Raw genomic sequence first — 17,890 nt, 5'->3', positions numbered from 1 at the left:
TTCCGGTGGAAGCGAGCGGTCTTGGGGTGTCGGCGCAGGCGGGGAGGAGGGGGGATGCCCGCGCCAACGGGAAGATGAAGGCCTTAGGCTGCCTTCAGCTTCGAGGTGATGACCGAAACGCGGTTCGAGATCGGCGCGAAGCTGTCGTTCGTCAGCTTGACGACAAGCTCGCTGGTCTTCGAGGTCTGCGCAACAGCGGCGTCGAACGCCTTCTTGCTGTTTTCGGCATAGAGCTTGAAGAAGTCGGCCGGGGTCTTGACGGCGGTGTAGCCCTTCAGCGCGGCCGACGTGTCTTCAAAGCTCTTGCGAGCGAAGGCGACGCCTTCCTGGCCCAGCGTTTCGATGCCCTTGGCAGCGATCTTGCCGGCTTCGACGAGCGCTTCGACGTTCGCCTTGTTGAATTCGACGGCTTCCTCGGCAAGCTTGCTCGACTTGGCGAGAGCGTCCTTCGAACGCGCCTGGAAATCGGCGGTCAGGGTCTCGGCGCGGGTCTTGGCTTCGTCGGCGAACTTCTTGACGGTGTCGTTCATGGTCTTGATTCCTTTGGTAACGACGGCTGCCGGCTTCGGCGCAGCCTTCGTGGGCTTGGGGGCAATGGTCTTTGCGGCCGCCTTCTTGGGGGCGACCTTCTTGGCTGCCGGCTTTGCGGCTTTCTTTTGGACCGGCTTGGCCTTGGCCTTGACGATCTTGGTCTTTGCGGGCGCCGGGGCCTTCACTGCGGGAGCAGCTTCGACGACCGGGGCGGCAGGAGCGGCCGCCGGCTTGGCGGCGGTTTCCAGCGTCGCGGCTTCGAAAGCCTTTTCGGCACTATCCATCTTGGTAGCCATCGGGACAACTCCTTTATGTTGCACTGCACAATATAGGAGCGGATCGGCGATTTCAAGGAAAAAATTGTGCAGTGCACAAAAATTATCGGAGCGCCGTCCCGACCGCGATATGATCGCTAGATATTACCGCTGTTTGACATAGCGGCCGGGCGCGTCCTCGATCGCCTTTTTTGCGCCCTTTCCGGGGATGCGCGAGCCCTTGGCGGGCGTCTTTGCGCCATCCTGTGCCGAAATCCAGCCGATCCAGTGCGGCCACCAGCTACCCTTGGTCTCGCTGGCGCTCGCGATGAAGTCGTCGAGCGTCGCGGCGTCGTTGTCGCCGGTCCAATATTGATATTTGCCCGCCGCCGGGGGGTTGACCACGCCCGCAATATGACCCGAGCCCGCGAGCAGGAAGGTCTTCGGCCCCGACAAATGATCCATCAGCCGCCACACGCTCGCGAGCGGCGCGATATGATCCTCGCGGCCGGCCTGGATGTACGCCGGCGTCTTGATCTTCTTGAGGTCGATCGGGGTGCCCATCACCGACAGGCTATTCGGGATCACCAGACGATTGTCGCGATAGAGGTCGACCAGATATTGCCGGTGCCATTTGGCGGGCAGGTTGGTGGTGTCGCCGTTCCAATAGAGCAGGTCGAACGGCGGATAGTCATTGCCGAGCAGATAATTGCCGACGACATAGTTCCAGATGAGGTCGCGGCCGCGCAAGGAATTGAACGTCGCGGCCATATAACGCCCGTCGAGAAAACCGCCCGCCGACAATTGCTGCAACAGGGTAAGATAGCTGTCGTCGACGAACATCTTGAGGTCGCCCGCGAGTTCGAAATCGACCTGCGCGGTGAAGAAGGTCACCGATCGGACCTTGTCGGCTTCTTGCCGGGCCGCGAGCATCGCCAGCGTCGCGGCAAGCGTGGTGCCGGCGACGCAATAACCGATCGTGTGCACCGCGGGAACGTCGAGCAGCTCGCGCACCGTGTCGATCGCATCCACTTGGGCCGCGATATAATCGTCCCAGACGATCTCGCTCATCGACGCGTCAGCCGACTTCCACGACACCATGAAGACGGTCAGGCCCTGTTCGACCACCCATTTGACGAAGCTTTTGGCGGGGTTGAGGTCGAGGATGTAGAAGCGGTTGATCCACGGCGGGAAGATTACGAGCGGAACCGTGAAGACGTCCTTGGTCGCCGGCTCATATTGGATCAGCTGGTAAAGGTCGGTCTCGTGGATCACCTTCCCGGGGGTCGTCGCGATGTTCACGCCGACCTCGAAGGCGTCGGGATCGACGTGGCTGAGCTGTCCGCGCGACAGGTCGGTCAGCATATGCTTCAGGCCCTTGAGCAGACTCTCGCCGCGCGTTTCGACCGCGCGCTTGATCACCTGCGGATTGGTGATCGCGAGGTTCGAAGGCGACAATGCCTCGGCCATCGTCTTCGCGGCGAATTCCATTTTCGCGCGGGCGTTCTCGTCAAGCCCCTGCATCGTCCGCGTCGTGGTCAGCAACTGCTCGGTCAGCAGGCCATAGGTCTGCCGGATCAGCGCAAAAACGGGGTTCTGCGTCCAGTCGGGGTCGGCGAACCGCTTGTCCTGCGGCACGTCGGCAGCCGGCGCGAACGGCGGTTGCAGCGTCGCCATCGACGTCCAGAAGGTGACGCCTTGCTCCCACATTTTCGCCGACTGTTCGGCCCAGGCCTGCGTCGTCGGATTTTGCAGCCAGCTTGCGGGATCGAACAGGCCCGCCGCGGCGCTGTTGCCCTGGTTCGCTTGCCCCAGCGCATAATCGAGCATCATCTGCTGCGCGCGGCCCATGACGCTGGCCCAATGCTGCAGATCGTCGGGCGACGGCACGAAGGGATTCGGCGCTTCGGTCGTGTCGTTCTGGCCCGTATCGCTCATGCTGGTTCCTGCTGGTCAGTGCGGATATTATGCCTATAACGAGCCGCGATGCGGCTGGCGAGACTGCCGCTCGCGTCAACCTAGCGTCTGACCCTCGCATAACGAAAAGGAGTTGTTCTAGTTTCCCATGTCCGAAGATGAATTCTATCGCATCAAGCGCCTGCCGCCCTATGTCATCGCCGAAGTCAATGCGATGCGTGCGGCCGCCCGCGCCGCGGGAGAGGACATCATCGACCTGGGGATGGGCAACCCCGACCTGCCCCCGCCGCAGCATGTGATCGACAAATTGTGCGAAGTCGCGGCCAAGCCCGACGCGCACGGCTATTCGCAGTCGAAAGGCATTCCGGGTCTCCGCCGCGCGCAGGCCAATTATTACGCGCGTCGCTTCAACGTCGAACTCGACCCCGAAAGCGAGGTCGTGGTGACGATGGGGTCGAAGGAAGGCCTCGCCAGCCTCGCGACCGCGATCACCGGCCCCGGCGACGTCGTGCTGGCGCCGAACCCCAGCTATCCGATCCACACCTTCGGCTTCATCATCGCCGGCGCGACGATCCGCAGTGTGCCGACGACGCCCGACGAGAATTACTGGCGCGCGCTCGACCGCGCGATGGCCTTCACCGTGCCGCGCCCGTCGATCCTGGTCGTCAACTACCCGTCGAACCCTACCGCCGAAGCCGTCGATCTCGCCTTTTACGAGCGCCTCGTCGCCTGGGCGAAGGAGAACAAGGTCTGGGTGCTCAGCGACCTTGCCTATTCGGAACTTTATTACGACGGCAATCCGACGCCTTCGATCCTGCAGGTGCCGGGCGCGAAGGATGTCGCGATCGAATTCACCTCAATGTCGAAGACCTATTCGATGGCGGGCTGGCGCATGGGTTTCGCGGTCGGCAACAAGCGGCTGATCGCGGCGATGACGCGCGTGAAATCGTACCTCGACTATGGCGCCTTCACCCCGATCCAGGCCGCGGCCTGCGCGGCGCTCAACGGGCCGCAGGACATCGTCCAGAAGAACCGCGAGCTGTATCAGAAGCGCCGCGACGTGATGGTTGAGAGCTTCGCGCGCGCCGGCTGGGACATCCCCAGCCCGCCCGCGTCGATGTTCGCCTGGGCGCCGCTGCCGCCCGCGCTTAAGGAAATGGGCAGCCTCGAATTCTCGAAGCAGCTCCTGACCCACGCCAAGGTCGCCGTGGCGCCCGGCGTCGGCTATGGCGAGGACGGCGAGGGCTATGTCCGCATCGCGATGGTCGAGAATGAGCAGCGCATCCGCCAGGCCGCGCGCAACATTCGCAAATTCCTCCAGATGCACGGCGTGAACACGCCGTCGGTCGCGGCGGGCGGCTGATGGCGTCCGGGCTCGGCGCGATTGCCGAGACGATCCAGCTGTCGGTGACGCCGGTGTTCCTGCTGGTCGCGACCGGCAGCCTGCTCAACGTCTTCACCGGCCGGCTCGCGCGCGTCGTCGACCGCTCGCGCGCGCTGATCGCGCTGTGGGGCGAGACAGAGGGGCAGGAGCATGCGCGCGTCGTCGCCGAGCTGCGCGTCGTCGACCGGCGCATCGACGTGATCAACAATTCGATCGCGGCGGCCGTCGCGTGCGGGATCGTCGTCTGCCTGCTTGTCGCCCTGCTGTTCACGCAGGCGGTCGCGGGTTTCGACCTCGGCCTCGCGGCGGCATGGGTCTTTGCGGTGGCGATGCTGTTGCTGCTGCTGTCGCTCGCGCTGTTCCTGATCGAGGTGCGGCTCGCGATCCGCACGATCCATGTCCCCATGGAGCTGCTCGAACTCGAGGAAATGGGCTGGAAGAAGCGTCAGGGGCGGCGCTGACACGCCGATCCTCCCTGTCGCGCAGCGATGGGGAGGGGAACCGTCCGCGAAGCGGATGGTGGAGGGGCTTTGCGACGTCGCGTTATCTCCCCTCCATCAGCGCTTCGCGTTGCCACCTCCCCAGGCCTGCGGCACGGGGCGGATCATTGCGGCCTGTACGTCGGCGCTACCCGTTTCCGGCTGACCTGCTCATAGGCATAGCCGGCCGCCAGCACGTCGGCGTCGCTCCATTTGGTGCCGATGATCGACAGACCGATCGGCAGGTCCTCGACTGCGCCCATCGGCACGGTCAGGTGGGGATAGCCCGCGACCGCGGGCAACTGGCTGACGCTCGGTCCGGTATAATGGTCGCCATTGACCAAATCGGTCGTCCATGCCGGGCCGTTGGTCACCCCGACGAGGAAATCGACCTTATTCTCCTTGAGCAGCCGGTCGATTCCCTCCGGCCCGGCTAGCCGGCCCGCCTTGGCCTTGGCATCGAGATAGGGCTTGCTGTCGAGCCCGCCCTTGGTCTCGGCGAGTTCGAACAGCGACTGGTCGAACCAGCGCAGCTCTTCCGGATGCGCCTTGTTGAAAGCGATCAAATCGGCGAGCGTCTTGGGGCCGTCCTTCGCGGGCAGCGCAGCCAGATAGGCCGCCATGTCGGCCTTGAGCTCGGTCATCAAAATCTCGAACTCTGCATCGCCCAGACCATCGAGGCCGGCCCTGCTGTCCTTGATCTCGACGAGGGTCGCACCCGCGCCTTCCATCGTTTTCAGCGCTGCATCGAACAGCGCGGCGATATCGGCGCGGCCGCCGATCCGGTCGCGCAGCACGCCGATGCGCTTGCCCGTCAGGGCGTCGGGCGACAGCTTCGCGACATAGTCGGTCTTGCGCGCATCGGCCTCGGCGGTTGCAGGATCCGCCGGGTCGCTTCCGGCGATGACACCAAGCACGGCCGCGGCGTCGCGCACCGTCAGCGCCATCGGCCCGGCGGTGTCCTGGCTATGGCTGATCGGTACGATGAAGGTGCGGCTGACGAGGCCGACCGTCGGCTTGAAGCCGACGATGCCGTTGACCCCGGCAGGGCAGGTGATCGAGCCGTCGGTCTCCGTCCCGATCGCGATCGGGGCGAGGCTGGCGGCGACCGCCGCACCGCTGCCCGACGACGAGCCGCAGCTGTTGCGGTTCAGCGCGTGCGGATTTTTGGTCAGCCCGCCGACCGCGCTCCAGCCGCTCGTCGAATCGTTCGAGCGGATATTGGCCCACTCGCTGAGGTTGGTCTTGCCCAGGATCACTGCGCCCGCCTCGCGTAGTCTCGCTACGATCGGGGCATCGCGACCGGTCACATTGTCCTTCAGGGCCAGCGAGCCAGCCGTCGTCGGCCATGGCCCCGCGACCTCGATATTATCCTTGATCAGGATCGGGATGCCATGCAGCGGACCGCGCGCTTTCCCGGCCATGCGCTCATCATAAAGCCGCTTCCCCTCGGCACTCAGATCGGTTTGCGACGCGGTCGCGATGACGGCGTCGAGTTTCGGGCCATAATCGTCGATCCGCCCAATCCGGTTGAGATAGACGAGAGCGATCAGGCCTTCGTAAATCTGGCCATTGTCCATTTCGGCGCGCAGCGTTGCCGCGTCCTTGCCTTCGACCTCGGGCAGCGGCGGCGGCAACGCCGCAGCGGGCGCGAGAGCGAGAAGCGATATGGCGGCGGCGAGGAAAATTTTCTGCATGGCCGCAGGCTGGCAGCCGTAGCGGCAATTGCAAGTGCCTTGTTGCGCCGCGCCTTGGCGGCGTTGACAGGCTGCGCTGTGGTCTGCACCTTGGCCGTCTGGGAGAGAAAAATGACGGATAAACCTGCCCTTGCCGCCGGCATCGGCTCGCCGCCCTCCGACAGCGCCGCCGCGCACACGCGGACGATGCTGTGGATTCTGCTGATCGTCTACATCTTCAACTTTCTCGACCGGCAGATCGTCAACATCCTTGCCGAGCCGATCAAGGCCGATCTGGGACTCAGCGATACCGAACTCGGTCTGCTCGCGGGCCCGGCCTTCGCGGTCTTCTATGCGCTGCTCGGCATCCCGATCGCGCGCTATGCCGACAAGGACGGCACGAACCGCGTCCGCCTGATCGCTCTCGCGCTCGCTATCTGGTCGGCGATGACCGCGGTCTGCGGGCTTGCGCAGAATTTTGTGCAACTGCTGTTCGCGCGCATCGGTGTCGGCGTGGGTGAGGCCGGCTGCACGCCCGCCGCGCACTCACTGATTTCGGACAGCGTCGCGCCCGAGAAGCGCTCGTCGGCGATCGCCTTCTACGGGCTCGGCGTGCCGATCGGGTCGCTGCTCGGGCTGATTATCGGCGGAATCATCAACGATCTTTACGGCTGGCGCGTTGCGCTGATGCTCGTCGGCGCACCGGGGTTGCTGCTCGCGCTCGTCGTGCTGTTCGTGATGCGCGAGCCGCGGCACAGCCGCACCGCCGAAGCCGTCGCGACCGCCGCCGCAGTGACCCGGCTGTCGACGGGTGAGGCGATGCGCGAAATCTTCGCGTCGCGCGCGTTCGTTTACATATTGATCGCGTCGTCGGTCGTCGCCTTCCTCGGCTATGGCAAGGCGCTGTGGACGATCAGCTTCTTCATCCGCAGCCACGGGCTGTCGACGACCGAGGCGGGGCTCTCGATGGCGGTGGTCCTGGGCCTCGCCGGCGTGTTCGGCACCTGGCTTGGCGGCAAAATGGCCGACCGGTTCGGTGCGCGCGACAAGCGGCATATTCTGACCTTTCCCGCCTATGGCATGGCCGTCGCGGCGCCGATCCTGTTCCTCGGCTATTATATGGAGGACTGGCGCGTCGCCGTCGCGCTGCTGATCATCCCGACGATCCTCAACTCCGCCTATTACGGGCCTGCCTACGCGTGCGTTCAGGGACTGGTCCGCCCGCAAGCACGCGCGGTCGCGGCGTCGATCATGTTGTTCGGACAGAATCTCATCGGGCTGGGCTTCGGGCCGTTCCTGTTCGGCGTGCTGTCCGATCAGCTCGCCCCGACCTATGGGCAGGAGAGCGTCCGATACGTCCTCTACGGCGCGGCGTGGCTCGGGCTGATCCCGGCCTTCTTCTTCTGGCGCGCCAGCCTGCGGCTCGGCCGCGAGCTGAAGTCGGGTTAGTAAGGCGGGTCCTGGCGCGCGCGCTGGGCCTTGGCGGCGTCGATCCACCAGTTGAGGTCGTCGGCAAAGCGCGGGAAGCTCTTCGCCAGCCGCGCCCCGTCCTCGCCAGCCGGCTGGCCGCCCGCGTCGAAAGCGCCGCCGATCCGTCCCACGGGCAGGATCGAGCTGGTCACCGCCATGCCCATCTCGCCCAAAATGTCGCGCCAGCCCATCATCGATCGCACGCCTGCGAACGGTCCTGCGGAATAACAGGCGATCGCCGCGGGCCGCCAGAACCACTCTTCGAGGAAATGGTCGGTCAGATTCTTGAGCCCCGGCTGCGGCCCCCAATTATATTCGCCGGTGACGAACAGGAAGCCGTCGGCGGTGCGGATCTTGTCCGCCAGTTCTTCCATCGCGGGCGGTGCCTCGCCCTTCGGATATTCCTTGTACATGCGGTCGAGCATCGGCAGGTCGACCGCCTTGGCGTCGATCAGTTCGGCGCTGTCACCGCGCGCGGCGATTGCATCGACCAGCCAGCGCGCGAGCTTGATGCCCTGCCGGTCGCGGCGATAGCTGCCATAGAAGACGAGGATGTGGCGCGGCATCGGAATTCCTTCGGGGTGATCATGTCCCGCCATCTTAGTCGCGGCGCGCGCATGGACAAGGCCGCGCCGCGCGTTAAGCTGCCGACGGGAAGAGGGGGGACACTATGCGGATCTATCGCACGCCGGACGCGCGCTTCGAAGGGCTGCCCGACTGGCCGTACAAGCCGAACTATCGGGACATCGCGGGCGGGCTGCGCGTCCATTATATCGACGAAGGAACGGCAACCGCCCAGCCGGTGCTGATGCTGCACGGCGAGCCGACATGGTCCTATCTCTATCGCCATATGATCGGCCCGGTGGTCGAGGCCGGCTTTCGCGTCGTCGCCCCCGACCTTGTCGGTTTCGGCCGCTCGGACAAGCCGCTGGATCGCAAGGCCTATAGCTATGCCGGGCAGGTTGCGTGGATGCGGCAATGGATCGAGGCGCTGGACCTTCGGAACATCATCCTCGCCTGTCAGGACTGGGGCTCGCTGATCGGCCTGCGCCTCGTCGCCGAAATGCCCGGGCGGTTCGCGGGCGTCGCGCTGTCGAACGGCGGACTTCCCGAAGGGCAGCGGGCGCCGCGCGCCTTTGCGATCTGGCGCGCCTTTTCGCGCTACAGCCCCGTCTTCCCGATCGGCAGGATCGTCAATGCGGGGGCGAAACGGGACCTCAGTGCCGAAGAGATCGCGGCGTACGACGCGCCCTTTCCGACGCGCGCCTCGAAGGTCGCGGCGCGCGTCTATCCGTGCTTTGTGCCGCTTGGCGACAATGTCGCGGTGCCCGACCAGAAGCGCGCCTGGGCGGCGCTCGAGGCGTTCGACAAGCCCTTCCTCTGCTGCTTCTCCGACGGCGATCCGATCACCCGCGGCGGCGATGCGCTGTTCACCGGCCGGGTTTCGGGAACCGAGAGGATGGCGCATCGCACGCTGAGGGGCGGCCACTTCATCCAGGAGGACGACCCCGCGGGTTTCGTGGCGGCGATCCGCGACGTCGCGGCGGCGCGTTAGGCAGGCGTTCGCGCCCGCTTCCAGGAAAAGCGCAGCGCCGCGGCGGCGATCAGCAGCAGGACGGGCGGGATATATTCGGGCATGACGAGCGCGCGCTTGCCATAGCTCGTCATGAAGACGATCCAGACATACCAGACGCCGGTCTTGTGCAGCCGCTGCCAATTCTTCGCGCCCATCCAGCGCACCGCGCCGTCGAACGAGGTCGCCGCCATCGCCGCGATGAAGACATAGGCGATGCCGCCCCCGACGATCGTCGCCATCGGCGGCGCGGGGACTTGTCCGGCATAGTTTCCGAACAGCCACAGGATCGCGAGCAGATGGAGCAGATGCGACCAGGCGAAGCCGAGGCCGAACCAGCGGCGGTTGCGCACGAGCCACCGCGTCGTCTCGCCGGGCCACAGTCGGACGAGCGAGCTGGCGGTGAAGGCGATCATGAACATCGCGAAGGAGGTGCGGGCCGTGGCGCGGACAGCCAGGCGGATGCCCTCGACGCCGCTGTCCGTCGCGAGAATGATCGCGACCATCACGGTCACTCCGGCCGCCAGCAACAGCCACAATCGTCCGCCTTCGATCCCGCCTCTCGCTTTTGTTGCCATAATTCCCTCCATATACCTAGTGACGCTAGGTTATATCTTGACCCCTAGCAAGGCAAGGGGTAATTTCCCGGCATGAACGCTGAAATGCTCAAAGGTCACTTGGACAATGTGATTCTCGCGACGCTCGAGCAGGGTTCCGCGCACGGCTATGCGGTTATCGAAGAGATACGGCGCCGGAGCAGGGGAAGTTTCAACCTGCCCGAAGGGACCGTCTATCCGGCGCTCCATCGGCTCGAACTTGCCGGGCTGCTTGCGAGCGACTGGGTGACTCCGGACGCGGGACGGCGCAAACGGGTCTATACGCTGACCCCGACAGGTAAGAAGGCGCTGAAGGAACGCCGCGAGGGCTGGGCCGAATTTTCGCGCGCGGTCGGCGTGTTTCTGGAGCCCGACAAGCCATGGGCCGCGTGACGGGCGACTATGCCGGCGCGCTGGAGCGCGAACTCGGCTTCGACCGCCAGCTCGCCGACCGCGCGCGCGAAGACCTCGCCGAATATCTGGACGAGATGGCCGATGCGGGACTGGCCCGCGACGAGGCCGAACGGCGCTTCGGCGACGTGCAGGATATCGCGCGCTCCTATGCCAGCGCCGCGCTGCCGAAGCGGTTGCGGCAGACGTTGACCGTCGCGGGCTGGCTGGCGCTCGCGACCTTCCTGTTCATGCGCTGGCGTTCGATGCAGCTGGGGTTCGATCCGTTTGCTCGTCCGACGCTGCTGAGCCTGGCCGACGGGACAGGCTTTCTGATCGGCGCGGCGGCGCTGATTGTCGCGTGGCGGCGCGGGCGTTCGCAATCAGGGTCGGATATGCGCGCGCCGCTGGTTTTCGCCGCCATCGCGATCGGCGTCTCGACGACCGCCAGCCTGCTGCGCGCGCTACCGGCGCTCGGCGGACCCGACGGCACGCTGATCCTCGCTACCGGGCTGATCCAGCTCGCGCTGTTGCTGCTGCTGATCGGGCGGCTGCGGCTGATCGGCCGCTACCGCCGCCTCGCCTAGGTCCTGACCCTAATCGCTGAACGGATCGCGGATCAGGATCGTGTCTTCGCGTTCGGGGCTGGTCGAGACGAGCGCGATCGGGGTTTCGATCAGTTCCTGCACGCGCTGGATATATTTGATCGCCTGCGCGGGGAGGTCGGCATAGCTGCGCGCGCCCGCGGTCGATTCGTGCCAGCCGTCCATTTCCTCGTAGATCGGCTCGACCTCGGCCTGATCGGCCGAATGCGCCGGGAAATAGTCGAGGATCTTGCCGCGCAGGCGATAGCCGGTGCAGATGCGGATGGTGTCGAAGCCGTCGAGCACGTCGAGCTTGGTAAGCGCGATGCCGGTGACGCCCGACACCGCGCAGCTCTGGCGCACGAGCACTGCGTCGAACCAGCCGCAGCGCCGCTTGCGCCCGGTGACGGTGCCGAATTCATGGCCGCGCTCGCCGAGCCGCTGGCCGACCGCATCCTCGAGCTCGGTGGGAAAAGGCCCGCTGCCGACGCGCGTCGTGTAGGCTTTGGCGATGCCGAGCACGAATCCTACGGCGCTGGGGCCGAGCCCCGAGCCGCTGGCGGCGGTGCCGCTCACCGTGTTCGAGCTGGTGACGAAGGGATAGGTGCCGTGATCGACGTCGAGCAGCACCCCCTGCGCGCCCTCGAACAATATGCGCGCACCCGCCTTGCGGACCTTCTTCAGGCGCTTCCACACCGGCTGGGCATATTCGAGCACGAAATCGGCGATTTCGGAGAGATCGGCGACCAGCTTGTCGCGGTCGATCGGCGGCTGACCGAAACCGGCGCGGAGTGCATCGTGGTGCGCGGTCAGGCGGTCGAGTTGCGGACCCAGCTTGTCGAGGTGCGCAAGGTCGCAGACGCGGATCGCGCGGCGGCCGACCTTGTCCTCATAGGCGGGGCCGATGCCGCGGCCGGTGGTGCCGATCTTGCCCGCGCCCGCGGCGGTTTCACGCAGCGCGTCGAGATCGCGGTGGAAGGGCAGGATCAGCGCGCAATTGTCGGCGATCGCGAAATTGTCGGCGTTGATCTCGACGCCCTGGTCGCGCAGCTTCGCCATCTCGTCGCGGAGCGCCCACGGATCGAGGACGACGCCGTTGCCGATGATCGACAGCGTGCCGGTGACAATGCCCGACGGCAGCAGCGACAGCTTGTACACCTGCTCGCCGACGACGAGCGTATGGCCGGCGTTGTGACCGCCCTGAAAGCGGACGACCGCGTCGGCCCGGCTGGCGAGCCAGTCGACGATCTTGCCCTTGCCCTCGTCGCCCCATTGCGACCCGATGACGGTGACATTTGCCATGATGCTGTCCTGCAGAAACGGGCGCGAAAAAGCCCGGCGCGGCCTTAACCGATTTGGGCGGAGAGGCAAGTCAAGGCGGGATGATTTTGCGACAATTGCGGGCAAAAGCTGCACGGCCAGGACAGCGGAGAAGGGCGATGATGAAACGAAACTGGGTTGGATTTGCGGGGCTGTTGGCCTTTGCGGTCGTGAGCGTGACGGTGCCGGCGCCCTTTGCCGACGGGCGCGAGAAGATGCGCGATCGGCTGCGCGAGCGCCTTGCGGAGCGCATGGGCGCCGACGAGGGACCGAAGGCGCCGGGCGGCGAGACAATTTCCTATGGCAGCAATACACTGCAAAACCTCGATTTCTGGCGCGCGAAGGACGTCAAGGGGCCGGCGCCGCTCGTCCTGTTCGTCCATGGCGGCGGCTGGAAGCGCGGAAGCAAGGACAATGCGACGGGGCAGTATAAGCCGGCGCATTATCCGGGCGAGGGCTATGCCTTCGCGTCGATCAACTATCGGCTCGTTCCCGACGCGACGGTCGAACAGCAGGCCGCCGACGTCGCGGGCGCGGTGAAGGCGCTCATCGAGCGCGCGGGCAGCCTCGGCATCGACCGGCGACGGATTGTGATCATGGGCCACAGCGCGGGAGCGCATCTGGTGGCGCTGGTCGGCGGCGACGAACGCTATCTGAAGGGCGCCGGGCTGAGCTTTGCCGATATTGCGGGCGTGATCCCGATCGATGGCGCGGCCTATGATGTTCCGGCGCAGATGAAGGAGGGGCCGCAGATCATGCAGGCGACCTACAAGCAGGCGTTCGGAACCGATCCCGCGCGGCAGCGAGCGTTGTCGCCGACGCTGCAGGCGGGCGCTCCCAATGCGCCGCAATTCCTGCTGCTCTACGTCCAGCGCGCGGACGGCGTGCGGCAGGCGAAGGCGCTCGGCGCCGCGCTGGAGGCAGGCGGCAGCCGCGTCGAACATGGCAGCTTCCCCGGCGAGGGCCTGCAAGGCCATGCCGAGATAAACCGGCGATTGGGCGACCCCGCCTATGCGCCGACGGCGACCGTCGATGCGTGGCTCAAACGGGTGTTCGCGAGATAGCGCGTCGCCGCCAGACGGTCAGGCACCGATATTGAGACAGCGACGCAAGGACAGTGGATCCGCACCATGCCGCTATTCCGGTGATAGGGCCGGTATGGGTACGACATCGCGATGACGTCGCCTACTGCTGTTGTTGCGCCGCGGGGAGGGGAGCGGAAATTGGGCTTCCGACCGCTCGCCACTATCCTTATCGCGCGCGGATGAAGGCGCGGATATCGGCCGACAATTTATGGCGATCCTCATCGCGGATATACATCATGTGGCCCGCGCCATAATATCTATACTCGATCCGGTCCTGCGGGATGCCGGTGCGCGACAGCGCATATTCGGCCGCGAAAAACGGCGTTGCGAAGTCGTAATAGCCCTGGCCGACGAACACCCGCAGCCCTGAATTTTCGCGCATCGCCTGCCCAATGTAGGGCGTGACGTTCATATAGGCGTTGGTGTCGCGCCCGCCGATGCGCCAGTCCCATTGGCCCCCGATGCCGCCGATCGACTGATATTCGCGGTCGGTCTTGAAGCCCAGGACATCGCGGCTCCAGCTGTTGATCGCCGCGGTATAGCTCGCGTCAATGCCATAGAAGCTGGGATCGTTATCGGGCTCCTCGCCCGCGCTGTCATAATCCTTGCCCGTATAGCGGCTGTCGAGGCGCCCGACGGTCAGACCGCGGTCGCGCAGCAGTTCCTTGTAAAAGCGGCCGGGCGTCACGCGCAGGTCGGCGCTTTCGAGATAGGTTTCGGACAAGCCCGTGAAACGCGCGAGGTCGCGGCGGATCGCCGCACGCTCCTCGCCCTGCAGCTTCTGTCCCTTCAGCAGCGCCGACGCATAGGGGCCGATCGCCCACTGCCGCGCCTCCTCGACGAACGCCTCGGTCGACGATCCGCTTGCCTTGCCGTGGAACATCGCCGTCGCCGCCATCGAGGGCAGGTTGGTGATGTAGCTGAGCTCGTTGCCCGGCGTGTCGGCGCCCGCCGCGAAATCGAGCACGGTCGAAATCAGGATGATGCCGTTCAGCGCGACGTCGTTGTAGGTGACGTTCATCAGCTGGTTCGCGACCGCCGCCGAGCGCGTCGTGCCATAGCTTTCGCCGCCCAGAAATTTGGGGCTGTTCCAGCGGCCATTGTTGTTCAGCCACAGCCGGATCACCTCGGCGACCAGCTTCGCGTCCTGCGTCACCCCGTAATAATCCTTAGGGTCCGCCTTGCCGATCAGGTGCGAAAAGCCCGTGCCCGGCGGATCGATGAACACGACATCGGTGACGTCGAGCAGCGCATCAGGATTGTCGACGAGCGGGTAGGGCGGGGCGCCGTCGTCACGGGCATCGCTGGGGATGGCGACGCGCTTCGGCCCGAACGCCCCCATCATCAACCAGACGGTGCCCGACCCCGGGCCGCCGTTGAACAGGAAGGTCACCGGCCGGTTCGGATCGCGCGGCTCCTTGACGTAGGAGGTGGTAACGACCGCAACCTCTGGGACGCCGTCCTTGTTCTTGATGATCGTCTCGCCGATCGTCGCGGCATAGTTGATCCGCTGGCCGCCGAAAGTGCCGCTGAGCTTGGTGGTACGGACCTGCGGCTCGTATTCTACCGGCTTTTCGGCCTTCGCCTTGTCGGCGGACGCATCCTGCGCGTAAGTGATCGAAGGTGCAGCGACGGCAAGCGCCAGCGCGATCAGCGACAGACCCGATTTCATGATGTTCTCCCCGGTTGAGGCGTAAACCCTATGCAGCGCGCGGAGAGGGGACAAGGCTGCTTGTCGGTTACAGTCAGGGTTTCGTCGAAGGGAAGCTCACCGCCCCCACTTCGTCTTGCTCTGCTTTCCGAACCGCCCCTTCCTTGTCCCCGGCTTGCCCTCGTTCGAGCGCCCGACGCGGGGCGCGACCTGTTCGTCGGCGGGCAGGCCGAGTTCGTCGGCTTCGAGCCGGCGGATTTCGTCGCGCAGGCGGCCAGCTTCCTCGAATTCGAGGTCGACGGCGGCGTCGCGCATCTTCTTTTCGAGGTCGGCGATATAGGCGCGCAGATTGTGGCCCACCATATGCGCGGGCTTGTCTTCGCCGATGTCGATGACGACGCCGTCCTTCGACGCGACATGCGCGATGATGTCGCCGATGTTGCGCTTGATCGTTGTCGGCGTAATGCCGTGCTCCTCGTTATACGCCTTTTGCTTTTCGCGGCGGCGGTCGGTTTCGCGCATCGCGCGTTCCATGCTGCCGGTGATGCGGTCGGCGTAGAGGATGACGCGGCCGTCGACGTTGCGCGCCGCGCGGCCGATCGTCTGGACGAGGCTGGTTTCGCTACGTAAGAACCCTTCCTTGTCGGCATCGAGGATCGCAACAAGCCCGCATTCAGGGATGTCGAGCCCTTCGCGGAGCAGGTTGATCCCGACGAGCACGTCGAACACGCCCAAACGTAGATCGCGGATGATCTCGATGCGTTCGAGCGTCTCGACGTCCGAATGCATGTAGCGGACTTTGAGGCCCGCTTCGTGGAGGAATTCGGTAAGATCCTCGGCCATACGCTTGGTCAGCGTCGTGACGAGGGTGCGGTATCCTGCCGCCGCGGTCTTCTTGGCCTCGGCGATCAGGTCGTCGACCTGTTCCTCGACCGGCTTGATCTCGACCGGCGGGTCGATCAGCCCGGTGGGGCGGATCACCTGTTCGGCGAAGACACCTTGCGTGCGGTCCATTTCCCAGGTGCCCGGCGTCGCCGACACGCTGACGGTCTGCGGGCGCATCATGTCCCATTCGGCGAAGCGCAGCGGCCGGTTGTCGATGCAACTCGGCAGGCGGAAGCCATATTCGGCGAGGGTGATCTTGCGGCGATGGTCGCCCTTCGACATCGCGCCGATCTGCGGGATCGTCTGGTGGCTTTCGTCGACGAAGAGCAGCGCGTTGTCGGGCAGATATTCGAACAGGGTCGGCGGCGGCTCGCCGGGCAGGCGGCCGGTCAGGAAACGGCTGTAATTCTCGATCCCGGCACAGCTGCCCGTCGCGGCGATCATTTCGAGGTCGAAATTGGTGCGCTGTTCGAGCCGCTGCGCCTCGAGCAGCCGGCCCTCGGCCTCAAGTTCCTTCAGCCGCTCGGCAAGCTCATGCTTGATGGCTTCGGACGCCTGTTTCAGCGTCGGGCCGGGGGTCACATAGTGGCTGTTCGCATAGACGCGGACATAGTTGAGGTTGGCGATCTTCTTGCCGGTCAGCGGGTCGAACTCGGTAATCTCCTCGATCTCGTCGCCGAAGAAGCTGACGCGCCACGCCATATCCTCATAATGCGACGGAAAAATTTCCAGACTGTCGCCGCGCACGCGAAAATTGCCGCGCGCGAATGCCTGATCGTTGCGCTTATACTGGAGCGCGACGAGCTTGCGGATGATCTCGCGATTGTCGACGACCTGGCCCTTTTTGAGGTCGAAGATCATCGCCGAATAGGTCTCGACCGACCCGATACCGTAAAGGCACGACACCGACGCGACGATGATCACGTCGTCACGTTCGAGCAGCGCGCGCGTCGCCGAATGGCGCATCCGGTCGATCGCCTCGTTTACCGAGCTTTCTTTCTCGATATAGGTGTCGGACCGCGGGACATAGGCCTCGGGCTGGTAATAGTCGTAATAGCTGACGAAATATTCGACCGCGTTGTTTGGGAAGAAGCTCTTGAATTCGCCGTAAAGCTGCGCCGCGAGGATCTTGTTTGGGGCCAGGATCAGCGCGGGACGTTGCAGTTCGTCGATGACCTTCGCCATGGTGAAGGTCTTGCCCGATCCGGTGACGCCCAGCAGCACCTGATCGCGCTCGCCGGCCAGCGCGGTATCGACCAGCTCGCGGATCGCGGTCGGCTGGTCGCCGGCGGGCTCATAGTCGCTAACCAGTTCAAATCGCTTGCCGCCTTCGACCTTGTCGGGGCGCGCCGGGCGATGCGGGACATAGCCCTCCGCCGTGTCGATTTCATCGAGCGATGTACGAATCTGAATTGCCATCGCTGCCAATATGGTATCGATGGCGCGGGTCCACAATCGCAATGAATCCGAACGGAACACGATTGAGAGTCACTAAAAGTCACAGGAGACTGGGTATGAAGAAATTTATGACGATCGCCGCTCTCGGCGTGGCGTTGGCGGTGTCGGGCTGCGGCAAGAGCGAAAACGCGGGAGGCACCGTCAAACGCGAGGCCGGCAACTGGAAGACCGACGTCAAGCTGGTGAAATTCGACGTCCCCGGCATGCCGCCCGAAATGAAGGACGGCATGGCGAAGATGATGGAAGGCGCCAGCGGCATGGACCAGTGCTTCACGCAGGAACAGGTCGACAAGGAAGACATCGCGTCCGAACTGTCGAAGGGTCCCGGCAACGGCGGCGAGTGCAAATGGTCCAAGAAGGAAGTCGCTGGCGGCAAGATCGACGTCGCGGGCACTTGCACCGCGAACGGCCAGACCGTCGACATGACGATGGCCGGTACGATGGAGGCCAAGAAGACCGACGTCACGATCACGACCAAGGGCAAGATGCCGACCGGTCAGGGCGCGATGGAAATGGTGCTGCAGATGACCAGCACCCACACCGGCCCCTGCAAGACCGGCGCGACCACCTGATCCAAAAGGCTCGCATCGAACAGATCGGGGAGGGCGTCGGTGCGAACCGGCGCCCTTTTCCTTTG

The 17,890-nt window shown here is 64.9% G+C and carries 16 protein-coding genes; 8 read left to right on the top strand and 8 right to left on the bottom strand.

Annotation, left to right across the window (positions count from 1 at the left end):
• Positions 1-83 precede the first annotated feature (83 nt).
• Complete coding sequence (locus ATE67_RS10925; protein ID WP_058816692.1) at positions 84-827, bottom strand: phasin family protein; 744 nt, start codon at positions 825-827, stop codon at positions 84-86.
• Between the two features lie 123 nt (positions 828-950).
• Complete coding sequence (locus ATE67_RS10920) at positions 951-2,723, bottom strand: PHA/PHB synthase family protein (protein ID WP_058816691.1); 1,773 nt, start codon at positions 2,721-2,723, stop codon at positions 951-953.
• 127 nt (positions 2,724-2,850) lie between these two features.
• Between ATE67_RS10920 and ATE67_RS10915 the strand changes: the two genes are divergently transcribed.
• The gene (locus ATE67_RS10915) at positions 2,851-4,065 is read left to right on the top strand and encodes an LL-diaminopimelate aminotransferase (protein WP_058816690.1); all 1,215 of its coding nucleotides are present in this window, start codon (positions 2,851-2,853) and stop codon (positions 4,063-4,065) included.
• Positions 4,065-4,547 (top strand): DUF2721 domain-containing protein, encoded by a 483-nt coding sequence (locus tag ATE67_RS10910; protein WP_058816689.1) that lies wholly within the window; start codon positions 4,065-4,067, stop codon positions 4,545-4,547. The genes ATE67_RS10915 and ATE67_RS10910 overlap by 1 nt, the downstream gene beginning before the upstream one ends.
• 143 nt (positions 4,548-4,690) lie before the next feature.
• On the opposite strand, the gene ATE67_RS10905 is transcribed toward ATE67_RS10910, so the two are convergent.
• A complete protein-coding gene (locus tag ATE67_RS10905) occupies positions 4,691-6,262 on the bottom strand; it encodes an amidase (protein WP_058816688.1) in 1,572 nt (523 codons plus the stop codon).
• A 111-nt stretch (positions 6,263-6,373) separates the two neighbouring features.
• Here ATE67_RS10905 and ATE67_RS10900 point away from each other — a divergent pair, with 111 nt between their 5' ends.
• On the top strand, positions 6,374-7,690 hold the full coding sequence (locus tag ATE67_RS10900; protein WP_058816687.1) for a spinster family MFS transporter: 1,317 nt from the start codon (positions 6,374-6,376) through the stop codon (positions 7,688-7,690).
• On the opposite strand, the gene ATE67_RS10895 is transcribed toward ATE67_RS10900, so the two are convergent.
• On the bottom strand, positions 7,687-8,277 hold the full coding sequence (locus ATE67_RS10895) for an NADPH-dependent FMN reductase (RefSeq protein ID WP_058816686.1): 591 nt from the start codon (positions 8,275-8,277) through the stop codon (positions 7,687-7,689). The two genes, ATE67_RS10900 and ATE67_RS10895, sit on opposite strands and share 4 nt — an antisense overlap.
• A gap of 104 nt (positions 8,278-8,381) precedes the next feature.
• Between ATE67_RS10895 and ATE67_RS10890 the strand changes: the two genes are divergently transcribed.
• On the top strand, positions 8,382-9,266 hold the full coding sequence (locus tag ATE67_RS10890) for a haloalkane dehalogenase (protein WP_058816685.1): 885 nt from the start codon (positions 8,382-8,384) through the stop codon (positions 9,264-9,266).
• Here the strand turns inward: ATE67_RS10890 and ATE67_RS10885 are convergent.
• The gene (locus ATE67_RS10885; protein ID WP_156416986.1) at positions 9,263-9,862 is read right to left on the bottom strand and encodes a hypothetical protein; all 600 of its coding nucleotides are present in this window, start codon (positions 9,860-9,862) and stop codon (positions 9,263-9,265) included. The genes ATE67_RS10890 and ATE67_RS10885 overlap by 4 nt on opposite strands.
• 108 nt (positions 9,863-9,970) lie before the next feature.
• Between ATE67_RS10885 and ATE67_RS10880 the strand changes: the two genes are divergently transcribed.
• Complete coding sequence (locus ATE67_RS10880; protein WP_231728123.1) at positions 9,971-10,273, top strand: PadR family transcriptional regulator; 303 nt, start codon at positions 9,971-9,973, stop codon at positions 10,271-10,273.
• Complete coding sequence (locus ATE67_RS10875; protein ID WP_058816682.1) at positions 10,261-10,857, top strand: hypothetical protein; 597 nt, start codon at positions 10,261-10,263, stop codon at positions 10,855-10,857. Before ATE67_RS10880 ends, ATE67_RS10875 begins: the two co-directional genes overlap by 13 nt.
• Before the next feature lie 9 nt (positions 10,858-10,866).
• Here ATE67_RS10875 and ATE67_RS10870 read toward each other — a convergent pair whose 3' ends face one another.
• A complete protein-coding gene (locus tag ATE67_RS10870) occupies positions 10,867-12,156 on the bottom strand; it encodes an adenylosuccinate synthase (protein WP_058816681.1) in 1,290 nt (429 codons plus the stop codon).
• A gap of 137 nt (positions 12,157-12,293) precedes the next feature.
• Here ATE67_RS10870 and ATE67_RS10865 point away from each other — a divergent pair, with 137 nt between their 5' ends.
• A complete protein-coding gene (locus ATE67_RS10865) occupies positions 12,294-13,238 on the top strand; it encodes an alpha/beta hydrolase (RefSeq protein ID WP_058816680.1) in 945 nt (314 codons plus the stop codon).
• Between the two features lie 187 nt (positions 13,239-13,425).
• Here the strand turns inward: ATE67_RS10865 and ATE67_RS10860 are convergent, their stop codons facing one another.
• Both ATE67_RS10860 and uvrB read right to left on the bottom strand, forming a co-directional pair.
• Positions 13,426-14,931, bottom strand: coding sequence for a S10 family peptidase (locus ATE67_RS10860; protein WP_058816679.1), 1,506 nt, complete (start codon positions 14,929-14,931; stop codon positions 13,426-13,428).
• Positions 14,932-15,027: 96 nt separating this feature from the next.
• Positions 15,028-17,214, bottom strand: a complete 2,187-nt coding sequence (gene uvrB, locus ATE67_RS10855; protein ID WP_058816678.1) for an excinuclease ABC subunit UvrB — start codon at positions 17,212-17,214, stop codon at positions 15,028-15,030.
• A gap of 95 nt (positions 17,215-17,309) precedes the next feature.
• On the opposite strand from uvrB, the gene ATE67_RS10850 reads away from it, so the two are divergent.
• Positions 17,310-17,825 (top strand): DUF3617 domain-containing protein, encoded by a 516-nt coding sequence (locus tag ATE67_RS10850; RefSeq protein ID WP_058816677.1) that lies wholly within the window; start codon positions 17,310-17,312, stop codon positions 17,823-17,825.
• Positions 17,826-17,890 lie beyond the last annotated feature (65 nt).

This window comes from Sphingopyxis sp. H050 (assembly GCF_001468265.1).
Lineage (GTDB): Bacteria > Pseudomonadota > Alphaproteobacteria > Sphingomonadales > Sphingomonadaceae > Sphingopyxis.
The sequence above is the reverse complement of the archived record's forward strand: the minus strand, read 5'-3'. Positions and strand labels throughout refer to the sequence as shown.

Excerpts from the sequence above, each read along its gene's own strand:
- ATE67_RS10925 (WP_058816692.1), bottom strand. The coding sequence starts at position 827 with ATGGCTACCAAGATGGATAGTGCCGAAAAGGCTTTCGAAGCCGCGACG.
- ATE67_RS10920 (WP_058816691.1), bottom strand. The coding sequence starts at position 2,723 with ATGAGCGATACGGGCCAGAACGACACGACCGAAGCGCCGAATCCCTTC.
- ATE67_RS10915 (WP_058816690.1), top strand. The coding sequence starts at position 2,851 with ATGTCCGAAGATGAATTCTATCGCATCAAGCGCCTGCCGCCCTATGTC.
- ATE67_RS10910 (WP_058816689.1), top strand. The coding sequence starts at position 4,065 with ATGGCGTCCGGGCTCGGCGCGATTGCCGAGACGATCCAGCTGTCGGTG.
- ATE67_RS10905 (WP_058816688.1), bottom strand. The coding sequence starts at position 6,262 with ATGCAGAAAATTTTCCTCGCCGCCGCCATATCGCTTCTCGCTCTCGCG.
- ATE67_RS10900 (WP_058816687.1), top strand. The coding sequence starts at position 6,374 with ATGACGGATAAACCTGCCCTTGCCGCCGGCATCGGCTCGCCGCCCTCC.
- ATE67_RS10895 (WP_058816686.1), bottom strand. The coding sequence starts at position 8,277 with ATGCCGCGCCACATCCTCGTCTTCTATGGCAGCTATCGCCGCGACCGG.
- ATE67_RS10890 (WP_058816685.1), top strand. The coding sequence starts at position 8,382 with ATGCGGATCTATCGCACGCCGGACGCGCGCTTCGAAGGGCTGCCCGAC.
- ATE67_RS10885 (WP_156416986.1), bottom strand. The coding sequence starts at position 9,862 with ATGGCAACAAAAGCGAGAGGCGGGATCGAAGGCGGACGATTGTGGCTG.
- ATE67_RS10875 (WP_058816682.1), top strand. The coding sequence starts at position 10,261 with ATGGGCCGCGTGACGGGCGACTATGCCGGCGCGCTGGAGCGCGAACTC.
- ATE67_RS10870 (WP_058816681.1), bottom strand. The coding sequence starts at position 12,156 with ATGGCAAATGTCACCGTCATCGGGTCGCAATGGGGCGACGAGGGCAAG.
- ATE67_RS10865 (WP_058816680.1), top strand. The coding sequence starts at position 12,294 with ATGATGAAACGAAACTGGGTTGGATTTGCGGGGCTGTTGGCCTTTGCG.
- ATE67_RS10860 (WP_058816679.1), bottom strand. The coding sequence starts at position 14,931 with ATGAAATCGGGTCTGTCGCTGATCGCGCTGGCGCTTGCCGTCGCTGCA.
- uvrB (WP_058816678.1), bottom strand. The coding sequence starts at position 17,214 with ATGGCAATTCAGATTCGTACATCGCTCGATGAAATCGACACGGCGGAG.
- ATE67_RS10850 (WP_058816677.1), top strand. The coding sequence starts at position 17,310 with ATGAAGAAATTTATGACGATCGCCGCTCTCGGCGTGGCGTTGGCGGTG.